This window comes from Sphingomonas gilva, assembly GCF_003515075.1.
Classification (GTDB): Bacteria; Pseudomonadota; Alphaproteobacteria; order Sphingomonadales; family Sphingomonadaceae; genus Sphingomonas; species Sphingomonas gilva.
In genome coordinates this window covers 154,787-174,462 of record NZ_QWLV01000006.1, presented here as the reverse complement: position 1 = coordinate 174,462, position 19,676 = coordinate 154,787, and the positions used below count along the sequence as shown (strand labels likewise).

The window sequence follows — 19,676 nt, the reverse complement described above, 5'->3', positions numbered from 1 at the left end:
TTAGTTCGCGCCCGGGGCCGAAGCGCCAGCCTGATCGCCCGTCAGATCGATGACCCTGTCCCGGTCATAAGCAAAGACGCCGGGAATTGGCTGCAGTCGGCCTATCGGTAGCCCGAAGAAATTTGGCAGCTTGCCGGCGGGGCGGTATGCCGCAGGTTCAATCGTAGCGCTGGACAGACGTGGATCGACAGGCATGGCAGGCGTCGCCGGCTCTATTCCATAGCCGATCACCTTAGGAAAGGAAGAGTCGCCGGCCGGCACCGTCGGCAAGGGCAGCAAGACAGCCTTACCCAAATCGGTGACCTGACCCGCCCTGGCAGTGAATCGGACGCTGCCCATGCAGAAGCACATGCCGGCCATGCCCTGTGGCCCCTCCATCACCGGTCCGTACAGACGATAGGTCCCTGGGGTGACTTCCGTAAGATACACGGAATTGCCCTTTGCCTTGCTCAGCCTGTTCACCGGCCCCACCGCGACCTGTGCAATCAGAGGAAACGGCGTGAAGGCAAAGTTCGCTTCCGTCAGTTCGTCCGGTTTTTTTGGAGGCGCGCGCATCGCGCCTGCCCCCGCCTTGTCATGGGCAGCCATGTCGCGCTCATATCTTGCGAGCTTCTTGGTGTAGCGCTCACGTTCCTCGGCATAGGCTTCGGCGCGCAACCGGTCGTATTCGGCCTGATCCTCGGGATCGGGATCCTTCATGAACATGAACGCCGTCTGGTCTTCGGCGCGTATCATAATGTAGGCGCGGTCCGGCGACAGCGCGATCGTGGGCTTATCCTTGACCGGCTTCGCCTCGACAAAGACATGGTCTTGCGCCGGCGCCGCCGAAGCAGTGAAGGCGGCGGCTATGGCCACGACGATTGCGATGCGCTTCATTGCCCCAAAGCCTTCCCGACGGGCAATGCGGTCGCCGCAACCAGCGCCTGCTGACGCAGCATAGCGACGCGGCGCTTGGGCTCGACCGATCCCATACCTTCCTCGAAATTGAACTTTTCCCAGAAGGCCTTGGGCAGACCATACCGGTCATACCCCTTGAAATGCATGCATGCCCGCATGTTCATCCGTCGGACGCGGCGGCGTTCGCCCGAACCGAAGATCGCGTCCGCAATGGCATTGCCGAGTGCGCCGCCAATCGCGCCGCCCAGCGTGCCGGCATAGGGATAGGGCACCTGCGTATACCCCATCCCGCTTGAAAGGCCGCTGGCATAGCCATCGCATTCGCTGATATCGGCATAGGCGGTGGCGAAGTCGGTCTCCGCGCGATGGAAGTAATAATATTTGTCGAAGTCTTTCGCCTCGTCGCCTTCCGGCTCGAAGGTGAGCGCCGGCATGGTCACGCTCGCCGCATCCGTGTTGCTGATGGTCGCAGCCGCAAAGGGTGATGCGCTCTCGGCGATCACCGCCCCCGCGGTTTGTGCCTGCACGACCGAACCGACGCACGCCATCGCGCACGCAGCCGCGAATACCGATCTCTTCATAAGCCCCCCGGCCATGCTCCCCCGAATGGATCGAACCGCCCCCGATTCGTCTCCTGCTTCGATACTATCCGCCGCGCGTCCTCGCGCAAGTCGCGTCAGCCCAGCGCCTTCTTCAGCAGCTCGTTGACCACGGCCGGGTTGGCCTTGCCGGCCATCGCGCGCATCGTCTGGCCGACGAAGAAGCCGAACAGCTTGTCCTTGCCGCCACGATACTCGGCCACCTTGTCGGGGTTGGCGTCGAGCACCTTGGCGATCTCCGCCTCGATCGCGCCGGTGTCGCTGGTCTGCTTGAGGCCGCGTTCCTCGACGATCTGCTCCGCGCCGTCGCCGGTCTCCAGCATGATCTCGAACACCTGCTTGCCGAGCGTGCCCGAAATCGTGCCGTCGGCGACCAGCGCCAGCAGTTCCGCGCCCTTGAGCGGCGAGACCGGGCTGTCGTCCAGATCCTTGCCCAGCCGGTTCAATGCGCCGAACAGATCGGACAGCAGCCAGTTGGCCGAGGCCTTGGCCACTTCCGCCTCGCCCTTGCCCTGGATGCGCGCGCCTTCGGCGAGCAGCGCCTCGAACCAGCGCGCGGTCTCGGCCTCGGCGGTCAGCACCGCGGCGTTGTAGGCGGAAAGGCCCAGCGCCTCCTCGTACCGCCGCCGCTTGGCGTCGGGCAGCTCGGGCAGCGACTGGCGGCATTCCTCCAGGAACGCGTCGTCCAGCTCGAGCGGCAGCAGGTCGGGATCGGGGAAATAGCGGTAATCGTGCGCATCCTCCTTGGACCGCATCGATCGAGTCACGCCCTTGTCGGGATCGAACAGCCGCGTCTCCTGGACGATCGTGCCGCCGTCCTCCAGCACCTCGACCTGGCGGCGCGCCTCATGCTCGATCGCCGCCATGACGAAGCGCACCGAGTTCACATTCTTGGTCTCGGTCCGCGTGCCGAACGGATCGCCCGGCTTGCGCACGCTGACATTGACGTCGGCGCGCATCGACCCTTCCTCCATATTGCCGTCGCACGAGCCGACATAGCGCAGGATCGATCTCAGCTTCCGGACATAAGCCCCTGCCTCGGCGGGAGAGCGCATGTCCGGCCGGCTGACGATCTCCATCAGCGCGACGCCCGAGCGGTTGAGGTCGACATAGCTGCGCGTCGGATGCTGATCGTGCATCAGCTTGCCCGCATCCTGTTCGATATGGATGCGCTCGATGCCGATCTCCTTGGTCGCGGCGTCGGGGTCCTTCTCGTCCAGGCTGATCGCGATCCGCCCCTCGCCCACGATCGGGTGGTAGAGCTGGCTGATCTGATAGCCCTGGGGCAGATCGGCGTAGAAATAATTCTTCCGGTCGAACCGCGACCAGCGATTGATCTCGGCGTCGATCGCCATGCCCGTGCGCACCGCCTGCCGCACGCATTCCCTGTTGGGCACCGGCAGCATGCCCGGCATCGCGGCGTCAACGAGTGACACCTGCGTATTGGGCTCCGCCCCGAAATCGGTCGCAGCGCCGGAGAACAATTTGGCCTTCGACGTCACCTGCGCATGGACCTCAAGGCCGATCACGACCTCCCACTCGCCGGTTGCGCCCTGGATGCGGTATGCTGTGTCGGTCATTCGTCGGTCTCAGACTTGAATTTCGCCTGATCGCCCTATTCAATCGCTTGCCGGCTCGTCAAGATAAACATATCATATGTGGTATGAATCTCGTGCTCGATACCGATGTTGTTGTCGCGGGTATCCGCAGTCCAACGGGAGCATCTGCGGAACTGCTGAGACTGGCCAGACACGGCGCATTTCGACCTGTCGTAAGCGTGCCTCTGTTGCTTGAATATGAAGCCGTCGCAACATTGCCCGACCATCTGGACGCCGCCGAACTCAACGCAGGCGAAGTTCAAGCGCTCCTCGACCTGTTGGTCGGAGTGGCGGAATGGACCAGGGTCTATTATCTTTATCGCCCGCTCATCCGTGATCCGGCTGATGAGATGGTGCTCGAAGCCGCCCTGAATTCGGGCGCCGATGCAATTGTGACATTCAACCGCAGAGATTTCGGTTCCGCACCCGCAGACTTCAACCTGGGATGCTGGCTGCCGCATGAAGCTTTGGAGAAGGTAAGATGACGACACCGGCAATTTATCAACTTCGCTTGCCGCGATCGATCAAGCAGGCGGTAGAACGCTATGCGAAGCAGGACGGCATTAGCATGAACCAATTCATGGCGACGGCGGTGGCCGAGAAGCTTTCCGCACTCGAAAGCGCGCGCTTTTTTGAAGAGCGTTATGAGCGCATGAATCTCGAAAAATTCGATGAGATCATGTCCCGCAAGCGCGGCGTTCCGCCGCGCGAGGATGACGTGATCGGCTAGGGTTCAAGATCAATCACCACCAGCGCTGCGGCCGCGCGGTGAAGCCGGCGCGTTCCTCGATCGCGAGGCCGGCGTTCAGCACGCCCTGTTCGTCCAGCGCCGGGCCGATGATCTGCAGTCCCAGCGGCAGTCCGTCCTTGTCCAACCCGCCCGGCACCGACATCGCCGGCAGGCCCGCCAGCGAGCTCGGCACGGTGAACACGTCGTTCAGATACATCGCCAGCGGATCGGCCGATTTCTCGCCCAGCGCGAACGCCGCGCTGGGCGCGGTCGGGGTCAGCAACAGGTCGCAGCTTTCCCATGCGGCCTCGAAATCGCGCGCGATCAGCGTGCGCACCTTCTGCGCCTGGGTGAAGTACGCGTCGTAGAAGCCTGCCGACAGCACATAGGTGCCGATCATGATGCGCCGCTTGACCTCCGCGCCGAACCCCGCCGCGCGCGTCGCCGCATACATGTCCTGCAGCCCCGCCCCGTCGGGCAGGTCGCGCAGGCCGTAGCGCACGCCGTCATAGCGGGCGAGGTTGGAAGACGCCTCTGCCGGCGCGATGATGTAATAGGCCGGCAGCGCGTACTTGGTGTGCGGCAGCGAGACCTCGACGATCTCCGCGCCCGCATCCTTCAGCCAGGCGATCCCCTGTTCCCACAGCGCGTCGATCTCGCCGGGCATGTCGTCGACGCGATATTCCTTGGGAATGCCGATGCGCTTGCCCTTCAGGTCGCTCGACAACCCCGCTTCCCAATCGGGCACCGGCAGGTCGAGCGAGGTCGCGTCCTTCGCGTCGAACCCCGCCATCGCGCCCAGCATGATCGCGCAGTCGCGCACGTCGCGCGCCATTGGGCCCGCCTGGTCGAGCGACGAGGCGAACGCCACCGTGCCCCAGCGCGAGCAGCGGCCATAGGTCGGCTTGATCCCCGATATTCCGACGAACGCCGCGGGCTGGCGGATCGAGCCGCCGGTATCGGTGCCGGTCGCCCCCGGACACAGCCGCGCGGACACCGCCGCCGAGCTGCCGCCCGAGGAACCGCCCGGCGCCAGCGGCGCATTGCCGCCGTCCTTCCTGCGCCACGGCGAGACGACGTTGCCGAACGCGCTGGTCTCGTTGGACGAGCCCATGGCGAACTGGTCCATGTTGAGCTTGCCCAGCATCCCCGCGCCCGCGCGCCACAGATTGGCGGAGACGGTCGATTCGTACTGCGGCACGAACCCGTCGAGGATGCCCGAGGCGGCGGTGGTCGCCACGCCTTCGGTGCAGAACAGGTCCTTCATGCCGATCGGCACGCCCGCCATGCTCCCCATCGGCGCACCCTCGGCGCGCGCCTTGTCGGCGGCGTCGGCGGCGGCGAGCGCGTGGTCGGGCGTCTCGACCAGAAAGGCGTTCAATGGCTTGGCGGCCGCGACCGCGGCGATGAACCCCTCGGCCACCTCGCGCGCGGTGAAGTCGCCGGCGCGCACGCCGGCGCGGATCGCGGCGATGCCCAGATCGGTCAGCTCGCTCGTCATTCGATCACCTTGGGCACGGTGAAGAAGCCGTGCTCCGCCTGGGGCGCATTCGCCAGCACCTTGTCGCGGACATTGCCGTCGGTCACCACGTCGTCGCGCAGGCGCAGATGATTGGGGATGACGGCGGTCATCGGCTCGACCCCGGAAACATCGACCTCGCCCAGCTGCTCGATCCAGCCGAGGATGTTGTTGAGCTCGGGCGCGAGCGCCTCCGCCTGGGCGTCGTCGATGCGGATGCGCGCCAGGCTCGCGATCTTGCGGACGGTTGCGGTATCTACGGACATGGGGCGCGGCTAGCATCCGCGCCCGCGCCCTTCAAGCGGCCTGCGCGTGCATGACTTGCACCCGCCCCCTCAAGCAACGACATTGCGCGTGCGGGCGTTTACGCTGCACTGCACCACGGAGATCGATCTTGGCCCGAAAGTTCCTCTATGTCGTCGCAGTCCTGATCGTGATCGCCATCGCCGCCCTGTTCGCCTACCGCCTGTTCGGTCCGGAGCTGATGCGCGTCGCGCTGGTGCCGACCGCGCGGTTCGAGCCGGCGCCCGCCCGCACGATGAGCGCCTATGCCGATCCCGACGCCTGGATCGCCCGCCCCGACAAGCCCGGCAACCCGGCGCTCTACCTGCCGCCCGGCGTCGAGATGCCGGCGGAGAAGGGCGACGCCGCGATCTTCTTCATCCATCCGACCTCCTATCTCGAGCGCACCCGCTGGAACGCGCCGCTCGACAATGCCGAGGCCAATGACCGCGCCGCGCTGTTCGTCCGCGGCCAGGCGAGCGCGTTCAACGCCGCCGGGGACATCTGGGCGCCGCGCTACCGCCAGGCGACCTTCGGCGCGTTCCTCACCGGGCAGGAGGAGGCGCAGCAGGCGCTCGATCTCGCCTATGGCGACGTCGCCGCCGCGTTCGACGAATTCCTCGTCGAAGCGGGCGACACCCGCCCGATCATCCTCGCCGGCCACAGCCAGGGCGCGCTTCACCTGACGCGGCTGCTGCGCGAGAAGATCGCCGGCAAGCCGGTCGCGAAGCGGATCGTCGCGGCCTATGTCGTCGGCTGGCCGGTCTCGCGCACCGCCGATCTTCCGGCGCTCGGCCTGCCCGAATGCACCGCGCCCGATCAGGCGGGCTGTCTCCTTTCGTGGCAGAGCTTCGCCGAGCCGGCCGATCCCTCGCTGATCCTCGACACCTTCGACGCCAGCACCGGCTTCAACGGCCAGCCGCGTGAAGATACGCCGATCGTCTGCACCAATCCCCTGCTCGGCATGCCCGGAGACGCGCCCGCATCGGCCAATCTCGGCACGCTCGTCCCTTCGGCGGACCTGACCAGCGGAACGCTGACGCCGGCCGCCGTCCCCGCGCGCTGTTCCGATCGGGGCTTCCTCCTGATCGGCGACCCGCCGGAAATGGGCGCCTATGTGCTGCCGGGGAACAACTACCACGTCTACGACTACAGCCTGTTCTGGGCCAACGTCCGCGCCGACGCCGCCCGGCGGCTTGACGCGTTCGAGGGCGCGGGCGAGAGCAGCGCATGGTCACGACCGAAGCCGCCGCCTTCCGCGCCCAGCTCCCGCAAGGCGGCCGCCTGATCGGGCTCGATCTCGGCACGAAGACCATCGGCACCGCGCTGTGCGACGCCGGCTGGAGCTTCGCCAGCCCGGCCGGCACCATCGCCGTTGGCAAATTTGCCAAAACAAAGGCCGCCCTGGCCGATCTGATCTCCAGGCAACAGGTCAAGGGCATCGTCTTGGGCCTGCCCCTCAACCTCGACGGCACCGCCGGCCCCCGCGTCCAATCGACCAGGGCCTTCGCGCAGAACATCGCCGATCTCGGCCTGCCGATCCTGCTATGGGACGAACGCTGGTCCACCCAGGCGGTCGAGCGCCAGATGATCGCCGAGGACCTGAGCCGCGGCAAACGCGCCGGACGCGTCGATGCGCTCGCGGCCGCGCACATCCTGCAAGGCGCGATCGACGCGCTGACGATGGGGTGAGTGCAGTCGTCCCTTCCCGTCACCCGGAATTAGGCGCACTACCTCCCCAGCCCGTCACCCCGGACTTGTTCCGGGGTCCATGGGGCCACAAGGACCACCTACCGGCTCGAACACAACCCCACCGCAAGATCATCCCACGTCGGGTTCAGCTCCTCGATCACGTTGATCTTCCACTGCCGCGGCCACTTCTTGATCGTCTTCTCGCGGGCGATCCGTGAAACCGCTCGCCAGAAGATAGACGCAAGGCTGCCGCTCCCTCGTAGCTTACCGAATGCCGCCCGATGGATGCCGGAACAAGCCTGTCCTGAGCCTGTCGAAGGGTCCGGCATGACGAGGGTGGATTGGCCGCTCTACCTCCCCCAACCCGTCACCCCGGACTTGTTCCGGGGTCCATCGTGCCGCCAAAATTATCCTAGCGGCTCGAACCCAAACCCCACCGCAAGGTCATCCCACGTCGGGTTCAACTCCTCGATCACGTTGATCTTCCACTGCCGCGGCCACTTCTTGATCGTCTTCTCGCGGGCGATCGCGGTCGCCATGTCGTCATGCATCTCGAACCACACCAGCCGCTTGACGCCATGCCGCGCAGTGAACCCGCCGGTGATCTCCTCGCGATGCTGGTGGACGCGGGCGAGCAGATCGGACGTCACGCCGGTGTACAGCGTTCCGTAGAAACCGCTCGCCAGAAGATAGACGCAAGGCTGCCGCTCCCTCATAGCTTACGGAATGCCGCCCGATGGACCCCGGAACAAGCCTGTCCTGAGCCTGTCGAAGGGTCCGGGGTGACGAGTCGGAACAGTATGAAACGAACTTTTCATCGTCATGCCGGACTTGTTCCGGCATCCATCGCGCCGCGGGAACTACCGTAACGACTTGACGCCAAACCCCACCACAATCTCATCTCAACTCGGGTCTGCCCTGACTCTGCCGCGCTCCCCGCCGCACGCCCCACGGGCGCTCGCGATACCATTTGGTCACGATATATTTGACGCCCTCGGCCACGGGCAGCCCGGCATGAAGCGTCGCCGGATTGGGCTCGCCCGCCTCGTCCAGATTGTTCCAGACGACGAGGCTGCCGATGCGCGGCGGGATGGTCAGCTCGATCCGCGGGAATTGCGTCTCGCCGCCCCGCCCCGGCACGTTGAGGAAGGCCATCGCCGTCCAGGTCCGCTGGCCGCCGATCTCCTTCTGCCTCCCCCAATAGGGCTCGCTCGGGCGCAGATAGTCGTGATGCGGCTTGAACTGCTGGCCGACGCCGTAACGCTGCCCCTGCAGGATCTCGCCCAGCCGCGGGTCGATACCCAGCAGTCGGGCGATGCGAGCGTCGATGCCCCTTACCAGCGGATTCTCCCGATCGAGGTTGCACGTCTCGCTGGTCCTGAAGGCGGCATCCGGATTTTCGGACAGCAGGCGCGAAGGCTTCCGGTTGGCGTCGATCATTCCGATCAAGGCCGCGCATTCATCCGGCGAAAGGAAATCCCTGAGGATGAACAACTCGATCATCGCGAGCGGCGGCCGAACGACCCCCGGCGTCGCCCCCAGCCTCTCCCGCGCGATCCGGGCGGTCTCGGCAATGCCCATAGCGCAGGCTCCGCTGCTGCACTCCATGCCGGACATCTGTCATCGCAACGACCGGATCGCACAAGCGATTTAGTGGCGCGGGCCGGCAGCAAGAAATCGCTGTCCTACATGGCCGCGAAATGCCACCGTCGAGCTCGATGTCCCACCGGTCCGCTATCTCCTCCTTGCTGCGTCGTCGTCCGAGCGCAGTCGCAGGGGGCAACCCACCGGGGACGTATCCTCACTTTCCTCACCTTTCGATTGCGTTTGCTGCAACCCTCACCGCGCGCCCGAGTCGCCCGGGCCGCTTGCCCGCCGCCCCATCCGGCGCTAACCGGCCTCTTCGATGAGCGAGATCGACCACCGCCCCGGCTCCCAGATCAAGGGCGGCGCCGTCTTTCCGCATCGCCATCTGCTCGGCATCGCCGGGCTCCAGCCGCACGAGCTCCTGTTCCTGCTAGACGAGGCCGAGCAGTGGATCGACATGAACCGCGCCGCCTCCAAGCATGACGGCCGGCTCGAAGGCCTCACCCAGATCAACGCCTTTTTCGAGAACAGCACCCGCACGTTGCTGTCGTTCGAGATCGCCGGCAAGCGGCTGGGCGCGGACGTGGTCAACATGGCCGCCGCCACCTCCAGCCTCAAGAAGGGCGAGACGCTGATCGACACCGCGGTGACGCTCAACGCGATGCGCGCCGATGTGATCGTCATCCGCCACGCAGCCTCGGGCGCGGTGGGGCTGATCGCCGACAAGGTCGATTGCCCGGTCCTGAACGCGGGCGACGGGCGGCACGAGCACCCCACCCAGGCGCTGCTCGACGCGCTCACCATCCGCCGCCGCCGCGGCTCGATCGCCGGGCAGATCGTCGCGATCTGCGGCGACATCCTCCACAGCCGCGTCGCGCGCTCGAACATCCTCGCGCTGACCAGCCTCGCCGCGCAGGTCCGCGTGATCGCCCCGCCCACGCTGATGCCGCCCGCGATCGAGGAGCTGGGCGTCACCACCTTCACCGATTTCGACAAGGGGCTGGAGGGCGCGGACGTGGTGATGATGCTGCGGCTGCAGAATGAACGCATGTCGGGCGGCTTCATCCCCTCCACGCGCGAGTTCCACGCGCTCTACGGCCTCACCGCCGAACGGCTGAAGCGCGCCGCGCCCGACGCGCTCGTCATGCACCCCGGCCCGATGAACCGCGGCGTCGAGATCACCAGCGAGGTGGCCGACATGCCCGGCCGCTCGGCGATCACCGAGCAGGTCGAAATGGGCGTGGCGGTGCGCATGGCCTGTCTCGACATACTCACCCGTCGCGCGCGCAAGGTGGAGGGTTGGGCGTGACGGTGCGCCTCTTCACCAATGCGCGGCTGGTCTGCCCCGTCGCGGGCGTGTCGCAGGGCGGCCTGCTGGTCCGCGACGGCAGGATCGCCGAGATCGGCAAGGTCGCCGCGCCGTCGGACGCCTACACCACCGATCTCGCCGGCGCGACGCTCGCCCCCGGCATCGTCGATATCGGCGTGTTCGCGGTCGACCGGGCGGCGTTCCGCGCCGGCGGCATCACCCGCGCCGCGACCATGCCCGGCGTGTCGGGCGAGCGCGACGACGATGCGCTGTCGCTCCACCGCATCGTGCCCGGCCTGGTCGGCGAGGACCTGTTCGAGATGGCCGCGGCGAAGCGGCGCGGCGCGGTGGCGGTCTCCACCGGGCGAAGCTGGATCGGCGATTCGGGGCTGATGCGCCGGGTGATGGCCTATGCCGCGGCGCTCGACCTGCCGATCGTCAGCCATGCCGAGGATGCCGGGCTGGTCGGCGATGCGGTCGCGACCGACGGCGCCACCGCGACGCGTCTGGGGCTGGCCTCGGCGCCCGCCGCCGCCGAGACGATGGCGGTGATGCGCGACCTGTTCCTTTCGGAGGTGACCGGCGCGCGGCTTCATTTCCGCCAGGTGACCACCGCGGGCGCGCTCGACATCATCCGCGCGGCGAAGAAGGGCGGCGCGCCGGTCACCTGCGGCATCACGCCCGCGCATCTGTTCCTCTCCGACATCGCGGTCGAGGATTTCCGCACCTTCGCCAAGCTCTCGCCGCCCCTGCGCAGCGAGGCCGATCGTCAGGCCTGCCTGCGCGCTGTGGCGGACGGGACGATCGACCTGATCTGCTCGGGCCATGATCCCAAGGGGCCGGAGGACAAGCGCCTGCCCTTCGCCGAGGCCGAGGCGGGCGCATCGGGCGCGGAGACGCTGCTCGCGCTGTCGCTGGGCCTGGTGCGCGACGGCCTCATCACCGTCGATCGCCTGTTCGCGCTGCTCGCCGCCAATCCGGCCAAGCTGATCGGAGTCCGGGCCGGCACGCTCGAGCCCGGCATGCCCGCCGATCTGATCGTCATCGACGAAGGCGCACCGTGGCGCATCGACGCGCTCCGGATGCAGGCGCGCGCCGGCAACACGCCGTTCGACGGCCTGCCCACCCAGGGCAAGGTGCTGCAATTGATGGTGGGCGGGAAACTGGTCGCTTAGTCCGTCGCCCCTGCGAAAGCAGGGGCCTCAGTCGGCAGACGCGACATCGGATGTGCCCCAAACCAGCGGCCCCTGCCTTCAGCCGCAGGCTGAAGTTTATCCTGAGCGTCTGCCTTGCAGGCAGTCGAAGGGCAGGGGCGACGAGTTGCTTAGCGGCTTGCAACCCGGCGCTGGACGCTCGCCCAGCGCACCGGCGCATCGGCCGCGACCATGCGGACGAAGCACTTGCCGCCGCCCGCCTTCAGCCGGCCGCAGACCTTCAGCGCATCGCGCTCGCTGGCGAAACCGGCGACCGACACGCGGACCAGGCCGGCATCCTCGCCCTCGCCTATGGTCATCGAAGAGGGGCTGTAGCCCGCCAGCACCTTGTGGCGGCGCACCGCGCGGTTCCAGCCGTCCTCGGCGACGGCGGCGCTGTCATAGGCGCCGATCTGCACCACATAGCGCCCGCCATTCTGCTCGGGCGCCGCGAAGGACGCGGTGCGCACGGGCGACCGCTCGGCGCCGACGGGCTGCGCGGCGCGCGCCGGAACCGCCTGGACGATCTCGGCGCGCGGCAGGAACACCACCGCCGCAGTCTCGACCATCGCGAGCGCCTGTTCGACCACCGGTTGCGCTGCTTCCACCGCTGCTGCGGTCTGCGGCTCCGGTTCGGGCGCGGCGGCGACCTCGACGACCGGATCAACTGCGACGACTTCAGCCACGACCGGCTCGGACGCGGCGACGGGCTCCGCCGCCGCGAGCGCCACCGGCGCGCTCTGCACCAGCGCGAGGCGCGTCGGCTGGCCGGGATCGTAGGCCGGCGTCACACCCAGCAGCGAAGCCACCTGGTCGGCGGCGTCCTTGGGCTGCGAGAAGGCGGCCCACGCCATGATCCGCTTGTCGACCTCCTGCGGCGCAACGTCCTGCGACGCCACCACCTTGGCTTCCTGCCAGCGCCCCGCGAGCGCCAGCGACAGCGCCAGGTTCTGCCGCGTCTTGGCGTCGGCGTCGGGCGCGCGCGCGGCGTTGGTCAGGATGTCCACCGCCAGCACCGGATCCCCCGCCAGCGCATAGGCGAGGCCGCGGTCGGTCGGCGCGATGATCGCCTGATGCGCCTCGAGCGAGTCGCGCGCGCCCGCCCAGTCGCCCTGCGCGGTCTGGGCGAGCGCGAGGCTCAGCGCCGCGCGTCCGTCCGCGCCGTTCAGCGTCAGCGCGTCGCTCAGCGCCGATTCGGCCGAGGCGAAGCGGCCCGCCGCCAGATAGGCGTTGCCCAGCAGCGCGCGGTATCCCGCATCGTTCGGCTGCGCGGCGACGGCGATCTCCGCCTGTTCCACCGCCTTTTCGGTCTGCCCCTTGGCGAGCGCCTTGGCCGCCTTCCCGGCGGCCTTGGCGGCGATCTTCATCGCGCGCGCCTCGCTCGTGCTGCTTGCCGATTCGATGCCGGCGCCCTCAGGCGTGCAACCGATGGTCGAGACGCCCAGCGCGAATGCGGAGACGGCGATCTTGATCGACATGCGCTTCATCTGTCTGGTCCTCAGCGTTTGACGGCCGCGGGAAGGCGCGCGGCGAGCGCCTCCACCTCGGGAAGGGAATCGAGCAGGCGGTCGACCGCCTCGGTGACCAGCATCTGCGCCGAGCAATGCCTAACCGCACAGGCAAGCCGAAGTCGCAGGTGCCGTTCCCCATCCAACCGCAGCGTGAAGGCGGCCTTGCCCTTCTTCGCGCCGACGTCGCGGCTGACCTTGGCGAGCGTCGCGTCCGCCACGCGGCGCGGGCTGCGGCGCTCGGTTTGCCCGGCGACGGGGTCGACCAGTTCCTCGACCAGCTTTTCGCGCTGGCGGAGCACCGGCGGCAGCGGCTGCGCGGGCAGTTCCGGCGCCGCTTCGACCGCGACGGGCTCGAACGGCTGGGCGTCGTGGCCCATGTCGTTCCAGCCGAGATCATCGACCCCGTTCGTCATCATGCCGAAGCCGCCGAACCCTTGCGGGCGCATCGCGGGCTTGGCGTGGCCCTTGCGCGCGAGCAGGCTGGACGACAGCGAGGCCATCGGTTTCGGTTCGCCCATGGCGGCCATCCCCTTCACTGGCCGGCCACCCGGCGGCCGAAGCCCCCGGCGCCTGGACGCTGCATGCCGAAACTCGCCGTGGGCGCCGGCGGCGCGAACACGGTGCGACGGAAATTCTTCTCGAGCCGGTCGGAGATATAGGCCCACAGCGCCTGCACCTCCTGCGAGGAGCGGCCGTTCGGATCCACCTCCATCACGGTGCGGCCGTCGATCATCGAGGCGGCGAAATCGGTGCGGTGATGGAGCGTCACCGGAGCAACCGTGCCGTGCTGCGACAGAGCGACTGCGGCCTCGCTGGTGATCTTGGCCTTGGGCGTCGCGCCGTTGACGACGAAGATCAGCGGCTTGCCGGCGCGGTCGCACAGGTCGACCGTGGCGCCCACGGCGCGCAGGTCGTGCGGGCTGGGGCGGGTCGGGATGACGATCAGCTCGGCGACGGCGATCACGCTCTGGATCGCCATGGTGATGGCGGGAGGCGTGTCGAGCACCGCCAGACGGAAGCCCTGCTGACGCAGCACCTCCAGATCGGCGGCGAGGCGCGCGACCGTGGTCTGCGCAAAGGCGGGCATATCCGTCTCGCGCTCGTTCCACCAGTCGGCCAGCGATCCCTGCGGATCGATGTCGATCAAGACGACCGGGCCGGCGCCGGCGCGTTGCGCCTGCACGGCAAGGTGCCCGGACAAGGTCGTCTTGCCCGATCCCCCTTTTTGCGATGCCATCGCCAGAACGCGCATGTCTTCCCCTGTGGCTCCCGGACTTCGCCGCCGAAGTGACATGCGGAGGGATAAAATCCGGTTAACGTCATTGCGCCGGAATGGAGCAATCGCCTCTGCGTTGGGGGATCATGGTGAGGAATATGTTAACCGCTGGCGCCGATAGACGGCTGCCAAGAGATACGCGCGGAGATGACGCATATGAGCATCGCTCTCACCCTGTTCCTGGCGCTCGCCGCCGCCAGCCAGCAAAAGACGCCGGAGCCCGTCGTCAAGCAAGGAGTCGAGGCCTGGGAACGCGGCGAGTTCAAGGCCGCGACCGATATGTGGCGCTCGCCCGCCATCGCCGGGGACGCCGACGCTCAATTCAATCTCGGCCAGGCCTACAAGCTCGGCCGCGGCGTGCCCGCCGATCTCCGGCAGGCGGAGGACTGGTATCGCCGCGCGGCGTTGCAGGGCCACACCAAGGCGCAGGACAATTACGGGCTGCTGCTTTACCAGAACGGCCGGCGCAAAGAGGCGATGCCCGTGCTGGAGACCTCCGCCAACCGCGGCGAGCCGCGGGCGCAATATGTCTATGGCACCGAGCTGTTCAACGGCGAGCTGGTCGCGAAGGACTGGGTGCGCGCCTATGCGATGATGACGCGCGCCTCGACGGCCGGCATCCCGCGCGCCTCGGAAAATCTGGCGCAGATGGACCGTTTCATTCCCGCGCCCGAGCGGCAGAAGGGCATCGAGCTCGCCCGGACGATGGAGCGCACCCCGAGCCGCGCGCAAATAGCTGCGGTGGCTCCCGAAGAGGCAGCAATACCGGCGCCCAAGCCGGCAGCACCGGTCGCCACGAAACCGAAGCCGGCGCCCAGGCCTCCTGTCGCCGGCGGGCCCTGGCGTGTCCAGCTTGGCGCATTCAGCGAAACCGGCCGGGCGCGCTCGGCCTGGTCGGATCTGAGCGGCAAGGTCGCCGCGCTCGACGGCCTTGAGCCGGATTACGTCAAGGCGGGACCGATCACGCGGCTGCAGGCCAGGGGCTTGTCGTCGTCAGCTGCGGCCTCCGCGGTCTGCGCCAAGGTCAAGGCGTCGGGCGGACAGTGCCTGGTGGTGAAACCCTGAGCCTCCCGTCGCCCCTGCGCAGGCAGAGGTCGCCTGGTTTGTGGCGCACCAATGTTATGCTGGCCGCCTGAGGCCCCCTGCCTTCGCAGGGGCGATCGTCATTCGCCGACCCACTCGCTCCGCGCATAGCCCTGCGCGAACAGCAGCGCGGACAGGTCGTTGTGATCGATCCGCGCGCCCGCAGCTGCGGCCACGACCGGCTTGGCGTGATAGGCCACACCCAACCCGGCGACACCGATCATCGCCAGATCATTCGCGCCGTCGCCGACTGCCATCGTCAGCGCACGATCCATCCCTTCCGCCGCGGCCTCCAGCGTCGCCTGCTTGACCGCCGCATCGACGATCGGTTTGCCGACCGTGCCGATCAGCCGCCCGTCAGCCAGGTCGAGCGTGTTGGCGATCGCCCGGTCGAAGCCGATCTCGCGCGCGACCGGCTCGGCAAAACGCGTGAAGCCACCGGAGACGAGAATCGTCGTCGCCCCATGCGCCCGCATCGTGCGGACCAGTGCCTTCGCGCCCGGCATGATCGTCACCCGCTCCGCCAGGCAGCGGTCGATCATCGCCTCCTCGAGACCGGCGAGCAGCGCCACGCGTGCGTCGAGGGCGGCGGCGAAATCGAGCTCGCCGCGCATGGCGCGCTCGGTCACCTCGGCGATCTGCGGCTTGATCCCGGCATAATCCGCCAGCTCGTCGATGCATTCGACCGTGATCATGGTCGAATCCATGTCCGCGACGAGCAGCTTCTTGGCGCGCGTCTCTTCGGCCTGCACTACTATGTCGGTGGCGGAAAACATGCCTTCTATCGCAGCGCGGGCCGCAACGGGATCGCTTGCGAAGGGAATATCCGCCGCTTCACCCTCTTCCACCCAGCGCCAGTCGCCGGGGACGCATCCCACCGACGCCAGCCGCGCATACGCTTCCGTCACGGTGGATGACCCAAGCCCGCTAGCTGCTATCAACGTCGCAATGAACACCCGGAACTCCCCTGAACGGCCGACGGTCGCGCTCATCGCAGGGCCGACCGCCAGCGGCAAGTCCGCGCTTGCGCTGGCGCTGGCCGAGGCTCGGGGCGGCACGGTGATCAATGCCGATGCCAGCCAGGTCTATCGCGATCTCTGCATCGTCACCGCCCGGCCGTTGCCGGAGGAGGAAGCGCGCGCGCCGCATCGGCTGTTCGGCCATGTCGACGGCGCGGACACCGGCTACTCCTCGGCGCGCTGGGCAAACGAAGCCAAGGCTGCGGTCGATGAGGCCGTCGCGGCTGGAAGACTGCCGATCCTGGTGGGCGGCACAGGCCTCTATATGCGCACGCTGATCGACGGCATCGCGCCGGTGCCGTCGATCGACCCCGACGTGCGGGCGCGAGTGCGTGCGCTGCCGGTCGCCGAGGCGTATCGCGAGCTTGCCGAGCACGATCCCGAAGCGGCGGCGCGCCTGGCGCCAGCGGACAACACTCGCATCGCCCGCGCGCTGGAGGTCGTGCGATCGACGGGCCGGCCGCTGGCGCTTTGGCAGCGGTCGCGGGAGGGCGGCATCGGCGCGAAGATCGATCTGCGCGCGCTGATCCTCTTGCCCGATCGCGAATGGCTGGGCGCGCGGATCGATCGCCGTTTCGCCGCGATGATGGAGGAAGGCGCGGTCGAGGAGGTTCGGACGCTGCTCGCCCGGCCCGACCTGCCACCGGATGCGCCCATCCGCCGCGCAATCGGCGTGCCTCAAATCGCGGAATTGCTGGCGGGAGAGATCAATCCAGACCAAGCTGGCCTATGTGCGGCCATCGCGACACGGCAATATGCCAAGCGGCAATATACCTGGTTCCGCAATCAGCCGCCGTCGACTTGGAAACGCCTTTATGAATCACAAAATTATGATCTTGATGGTGTGATAGAAATATTATTTCATGGTTAGGCATTGACGCATCCGATTCGTGCGATTAGCGACGCCGTTCCAAAACTGCTATTGCACTGCGGCAAAATCGCCGGAGCGAAATGGGGAAGACGAATGACGCGCGAACTGAGCGGAGCCGATATCCTGGTCGAGGCGCTTGTCGATCTCGGCGTGGAGATCGTGTTCGGCTATCCAGGCGGCGCGGTCCTCCCGATCTACGATGCGCTGTTCAAGCAGAACGGTCAGAAGCGCATCCGCCACATTCTGGTTCGCCACGAGCAGGCGGCGACGCACGCGGCGGAAGGCTATGCCCGCTCGACCGGCAAGCCCGGCGTCGTCCTCGTCACCTCCGGCCCGGGCGCGACCAATGCGGTCACCGGCATCGCCGATGCGCTGATGGATTCGATCCCGATGGTCGTCATCACCGGCCAGGTGCCGACGACGCTGATCGGCACCGACGCCTTTCAGGAAGCGGACACCGTCGGCATCACGCGGCACTGCACCAAGCATAATTATCTGGTGAAGGATCCCGCGCGGCTGGGCGACACGATCCACGAGGCGTTCCACATCGCCACCTCCGGCCGTCCCGGCCCGGTCGTGATCGACATCCCCAAGGACGTGCAGGTCGCGACCGCGACCTATCGCAAGCCCGCGGGCGCGATACAGCACAAGAGCTATCGCCCTCAGGTCAAGGCCGAGACGACGCTGATCGAAGCCGCCGTCGACATGCTCGCGGCGGCCGAGCGGCCCGTCTTCTACACAGGCGGTGGCGTTATCAACGCCGGGCCGGGCGCCAGCCAGCTGCTGCGCGAGCTGGCGCGGATCACCGGCGCGCCCGTCACCTCCACCCTGATGGGCCTGGGCGCCCTGCCCGCCTCATCCGACCAGTGGCTCGGGATGCTCGGCATGCACGGCACGTTCGAGGCCAATATGGCGATGAACAAGGCCGATCTGATCATTGCGCTCGGCGCGCGCTTCGACGATCGCGTCACGGGCCGGCTCGATGCCTTCGCGCCGCACGCGCGCAAGATCCACATCGACATCGATCGCTCTTCGATCAACAAGACGGTGGCGGTCGATCTTCCGATCGTGGCCGATGTCGGCCGCGCGCTTGAGGACATGGTCCGCATCTGGAAGGCGCGCCAGCATCCCAAGCCCGACCTCGGCGAATGGTGGCGGCGGATCGAGGGCTGGCGTGCGCGCAAATGTCTCGACTTTCCCGAGAACGGCAAGGAGATCATGCCGCAGCGCGCCATCCGCGCCCTGTGGCAGGCGACGAAGGACAAAGCGCCGATCATCACCACCGAGGTCGGACAGCACCAGATGTGGGCGGCGCAGCATTTCGCGTTCGATGCGCCCAACAAATGGCTGACCTCAGGCGGGCTCGGCACAATGGGCTACGGCCTGCCGGCGGCGATCGGCGCGCAAATGGGCAACCCCAACGCGCTGGTCATCGATATTGCCGGCGAGGCCTCGATCCAGATGAACATCCAGGAGCTGGCGACCGCGACGCAATACCGCCTGCCGGTCAAGGTGTTCATCCTCAACAACGAATATATGGGCATGGTCCGCCAGTGGCAGGAGCTGACCTATGAGAGCCGCTACGCCGAAAGCTATTCCGACAGCCTGCCCGATTTCGTGAAGCTGGCGGAGGCTTACGGCTGGAAAGGCATCCGCATCGAGGGGCCGGATCAACTCGACGCCGGCATCGCGGAGATGCTCGCGCATGAGGGGCCGGTGATGGTCGATTGCATGGTGGCGAAGCTCGCCAACTGCTTCCCGATGATCCCCAGCGGAGCCGCGCACACCGATATGATCCTGCAGGCCAACGAGGTCTCCGGCACGATGGACGATGAGGCGAAGGCACTGGTGTGATGAGTAAACAACGGATCGTCGCCCCTGCGGAGGCAGGGACCCCTGGGTTTGTGGCACATCCAACATCGGCAATGCCGCTTGAGGCCCCTGCCTTCGCAGGGGCGACGGAGTAGTCATGCATATTGCCGAAGAGACCAAGGAACGGCACACGCTCGCCGTCATCGTCGACAACGAGCCCGGCATTCTTGCGCGGATCGCGGGGCTGTTCACCGCGCGCGGCTATAATATCGAGAGCCTGACGGTGACCGACATCAGCGAGGACGACGCGATCAGCCGGATCACCATCGTCACCAGCGCAGCGCCGCGGGTGATGGAGCAGATCATCGCCCAGCTCGACCGGCTGGTGCCGGTGCACAAGGTGAGCGATCTGACTGCGCTCGGCCCGCATGTCGAGCGCGAGCTGGCGCTGGTGAAGGTCGCCGGTATCGGCGATCACCGGATCGAGGCGATGCGTCTCGCCGAGGTGTACCGCGCAAGCGTGGTCGATGCGACGATCGGCAGCTTCGTGTTCGAGGTCACCGGCAGCACCGAGAAGATCGACACCTTCGTCGCGCTGATGCGCGAGGTTGGCCTGGTCGAGGTCGCACGAACGGGCATCGTCGCCATTTCACGCGGCAAGGACGCCGCCTGACATCAACGCCCGCCGCGATGGACGG

At 67.3% G+C, this 19,676-nt stretch carries 22 protein-coding genes; 11 read left to right on the top strand and 11 right to left on the bottom strand.

What is annotated here, in order from left to right; all coding sequences use genetic code 11:
* The 3 genes from D1610_RS13040 to gatB form a co-directional block, all read right to left on the bottom strand.
* Nucleotides 1-876, bottom strand: a complete 876-nt coding sequence (locus D1610_RS13040; protein WP_118864624.1) for a hypothetical protein — start codon at nt 874-876, stop codon at nt 1-3.
* Complete coding sequence (locus tag D1610_RS13035; protein ID WP_245942227.1) at nt 873-1,445, bottom strand: hypothetical protein; 573 nt, start codon at nt 1,443-1,445, stop codon at nt 873-875. Before D1610_RS13035 ends, D1610_RS13040 begins: the two co-directional genes overlap by 4 nt.
* Nucleotides 1,446-1,573: 128 nt before the next feature.
* The gene (gene gatB / locus D1610_RS13030; protein ID WP_118864622.1) at nt 1,574-3,076 is read right to left on the bottom strand and encodes an Asp-tRNA(Asn)/Glu-tRNA(Gln) amidotransferase subunit GatB; all 1,503 of its coding nucleotides are present in this window, start codon (nt 3,074-3,076) and stop codon (nt 1,574-1,576) included.
* Nucleotides 3,077-3,159: 83 nt separating this feature from the next.
* On the opposite strand from gatB, the gene D1610_RS13025 reads away from it, so the two are divergent.
* Nucleotides 3,160-3,579, top strand: coding sequence for a putative toxin-antitoxin system toxin component, PIN family (locus tag D1610_RS13025; protein WP_118864621.1), 420 nt, complete (start codon nt 3,160-3,162; stop codon nt 3,577-3,579).
* Nucleotides 3,576-3,824 (top strand): toxin-antitoxin system HicB family antitoxin, encoded by a 249-nt coding sequence (locus D1610_RS13020; protein WP_118864620.1) that lies wholly within the window; start codon nt 3,576-3,578, stop codon nt 3,822-3,824. Before D1610_RS13025 ends, D1610_RS13020 begins: the two co-directional genes overlap by 4 nt.
* 13 nt (nt 3,825-3,837) lie before the next feature.
* Here D1610_RS13020 and gatA read toward each other — a convergent pair whose 3' ends face one another.
* Together gatA and gatC are read right to left on the bottom strand one after the other, a co-directional pair.
* Nucleotides 3,838-5,325, bottom strand: a complete 1,488-nt coding sequence (gene gatA, locus D1610_RS13015; protein ID WP_118864619.1) for an Asp-tRNA(Asn)/Glu-tRNA(Gln) amidotransferase subunit GatA — start codon at nt 5,323-5,325, stop codon at nt 3,838-3,840.
* A complete protein-coding gene (gatC, locus tag D1610_RS13010) occupies nt 5,322-5,609 on the bottom strand; it encodes an Asp-tRNA(Asn)/Glu-tRNA(Gln) amidotransferase subunit GatC (RefSeq protein ID WP_118864618.1) in 288 nt (95 codons plus the stop codon). The genes gatA and gatC overlap by 4 nt, the downstream gene beginning before the upstream one ends.
* A 128-nt stretch (nt 5,610-5,737) precedes the next feature.
* Between gatC and D1610_RS13005 the strand changes: the two genes are divergently transcribed.
* Nucleotides 5,738-6,913 carry a DUF3089 domain-containing protein gene (locus D1610_RS13005; protein ID WP_118864617.1) on the top strand — a complete coding sequence of 392 codons (1,176 nt, stop codon included), beginning with the start codon at nt 5,738-5,740 and terminating at the stop codon, nt 6,911-6,913.
* On the top strand, nt 6,856-7,317 hold the full coding sequence (gene ruvX / locus D1610_RS13000) for a Holliday junction resolvase RuvX (RefSeq protein ID WP_118864616.1): 462 nt from the start codon (nt 6,856-6,858) through the stop codon (nt 7,315-7,317). Before D1610_RS13005 ends, ruvX begins: the two co-directional genes overlap by 58 nt.
* Nucleotides 7,318-7,724: 407 nt before the next feature.
* On the opposite strand, the gene D1610_RS12990 is transcribed toward ruvX, so the two are convergent.
* Together D1610_RS12990 and D1610_RS12985 are read right to left on the bottom strand one after the other, a co-directional pair.
* Nucleotides 7,725-8,033 carry a GIY-YIG nuclease family protein gene (locus D1610_RS12990; protein WP_118864615.1) on the bottom strand — a complete coding sequence of 103 codons (309 nt, stop codon included), beginning with the start codon at nt 8,031-8,033 and terminating at the stop codon, nt 7,725-7,727.
* 181 nt (nt 8,034-8,214) lie between these two features.
* Nucleotides 8,215-8,757 carry a prolyl hydroxylase family protein gene (locus D1610_RS12985; protein ID WP_245942226.1) on the bottom strand — a complete coding sequence of 181 codons (543 nt, stop codon included), beginning with the start codon at nt 8,755-8,757 and terminating at the stop codon, nt 8,215-8,217.
* Here D1610_RS12985 and D1610_RS17415 point away from each other — a divergent pair.
* The 3 genes from D1610_RS17415 to D1610_RS12975 all read left to right on the top strand — a co-directional run bounded on the left by D1610_RS17415 (nt 8,744) and on the right by D1610_RS12975 (nt 11,388).
* On the top strand, nt 8,744-8,971 hold the full coding sequence (locus tag D1610_RS17415) for a hypothetical protein (RefSeq protein WP_245942225.1): 228 nt from the start codon (nt 8,744-8,746) through the stop codon (nt 8,969-8,971). The two genes, D1610_RS12985 and D1610_RS17415, sit on opposite strands and share 14 nt — an antisense overlap.
* A gap of 252 nt (nt 8,972-9,223) precedes the next feature.
* On the top strand, nt 9,224-10,213 hold the full coding sequence (locus D1610_RS12980; RefSeq protein ID WP_118864613.1) for an aspartate carbamoyltransferase catalytic subunit: 990 nt from the start codon (nt 9,224-9,226) through the stop codon (nt 10,211-10,213).
* Nucleotides 10,210-11,388: a dihydroorotase gene (locus D1610_RS12975; RefSeq protein WP_118864680.1), complete on the top strand. Its 1,179-nt coding sequence runs from the start codon at nt 10,210-10,212 to the stop codon at nt 11,386-11,388. The genes D1610_RS12980 and D1610_RS12975 overlap by 4 nt, the downstream gene beginning before the upstream one ends.
* 149 nt (nt 11,389-11,537) lie before the next feature.
* On the opposite strand, the gene D1610_RS12970 is transcribed toward D1610_RS12975, so the two are convergent.
* Genes D1610_RS12970 through D1610_RS12960 form a run of 3 tightly spaced genes read right to left on the bottom strand, consistent with a single transcriptional unit; the run spans nt 11,538 to nt 14,169 of the window.
* On the bottom strand, nt 11,538-12,893 hold the full coding sequence (locus D1610_RS12970) for an SPOR domain-containing protein (RefSeq protein ID WP_118864612.1): 1,356 nt from the start codon (nt 12,891-12,893) through the stop codon (nt 11,538-11,540).
* An 11-nt stretch (nt 12,894-12,904) separates the two neighbouring features.
* Nucleotides 12,905-13,435: a hypothetical protein gene (locus D1610_RS12965; protein ID WP_182466830.1), complete on the bottom strand. Its 531-nt coding sequence runs from the start codon at nt 13,433-13,435 to the stop codon at nt 12,905-12,907.
* 14 nt (nt 13,436-13,449) lie between these two features.
* Nucleotides 13,450-14,169, bottom strand: coding sequence for a ParA family protein (locus D1610_RS12960; RefSeq protein ID WP_118864610.1), 720 nt, complete (start codon nt 14,167-14,169; stop codon nt 13,450-13,452).
* 180 nt (nt 14,170-14,349) lie between these two features.
* Between D1610_RS12960 and D1610_RS12955 the strand changes: the two genes are divergently transcribed.
* Complete coding sequence (locus D1610_RS12955; protein WP_245942224.1) at nt 14,350-15,258, top strand: SPOR domain-containing protein; 909 nt, start codon at nt 14,350-14,352, stop codon at nt 15,256-15,258.
* A 98-nt stretch (nt 15,259-15,356) separates the two neighbouring features.
* On the opposite strand, the gene serB is transcribed toward D1610_RS12955, so the two are convergent.
* The gene (gene serB / locus D1610_RS12950) at nt 15,357-16,232 is read right to left on the bottom strand and encodes a phosphoserine phosphatase SerB (protein WP_118864678.1); all 876 of its coding nucleotides are present in this window, start codon (nt 16,230-16,232) and stop codon (nt 15,357-15,359) included.
* Between serB and miaA the strand changes: the two genes are divergently transcribed.
* From miaA to ilvN, 3 genes are all read left to right on the top strand, one after another.
* Nucleotides 16,225-17,166: a tRNA (adenosine(37)-N6)-dimethylallyltransferase MiaA gene (miaA, locus tag D1610_RS12945; protein ID WP_118864679.1), complete on the top strand. Its 942-nt coding sequence runs from the start codon at nt 16,225-16,227 to the stop codon at nt 17,164-17,166. The two genes, serB and miaA, sit on opposite strands and share 8 nt — an antisense overlap.
* A gap of 93 nt (nt 17,167-17,259) precedes the next feature.
* Complete coding sequence (locus D1610_RS12940; RefSeq protein ID WP_118864608.1) at nt 17,260-19,020, top strand: acetolactate synthase 3 large subunit; 1,761 nt, start codon at nt 17,260-17,262, stop codon at nt 19,018-19,020.
* 115 nt (nt 19,021-19,135) lie between these two features.
* The gene (gene ilvN / locus D1610_RS12935; protein ID WP_118864607.1) at nt 19,136-19,651 is read left to right on the top strand and encodes an acetolactate synthase small subunit; all 516 of its coding nucleotides are present in this window, start codon (nt 19,136-19,138) and stop codon (nt 19,649-19,651) included.
* Nucleotides 19,652-19,676 lie beyond the last annotated feature (25 nt).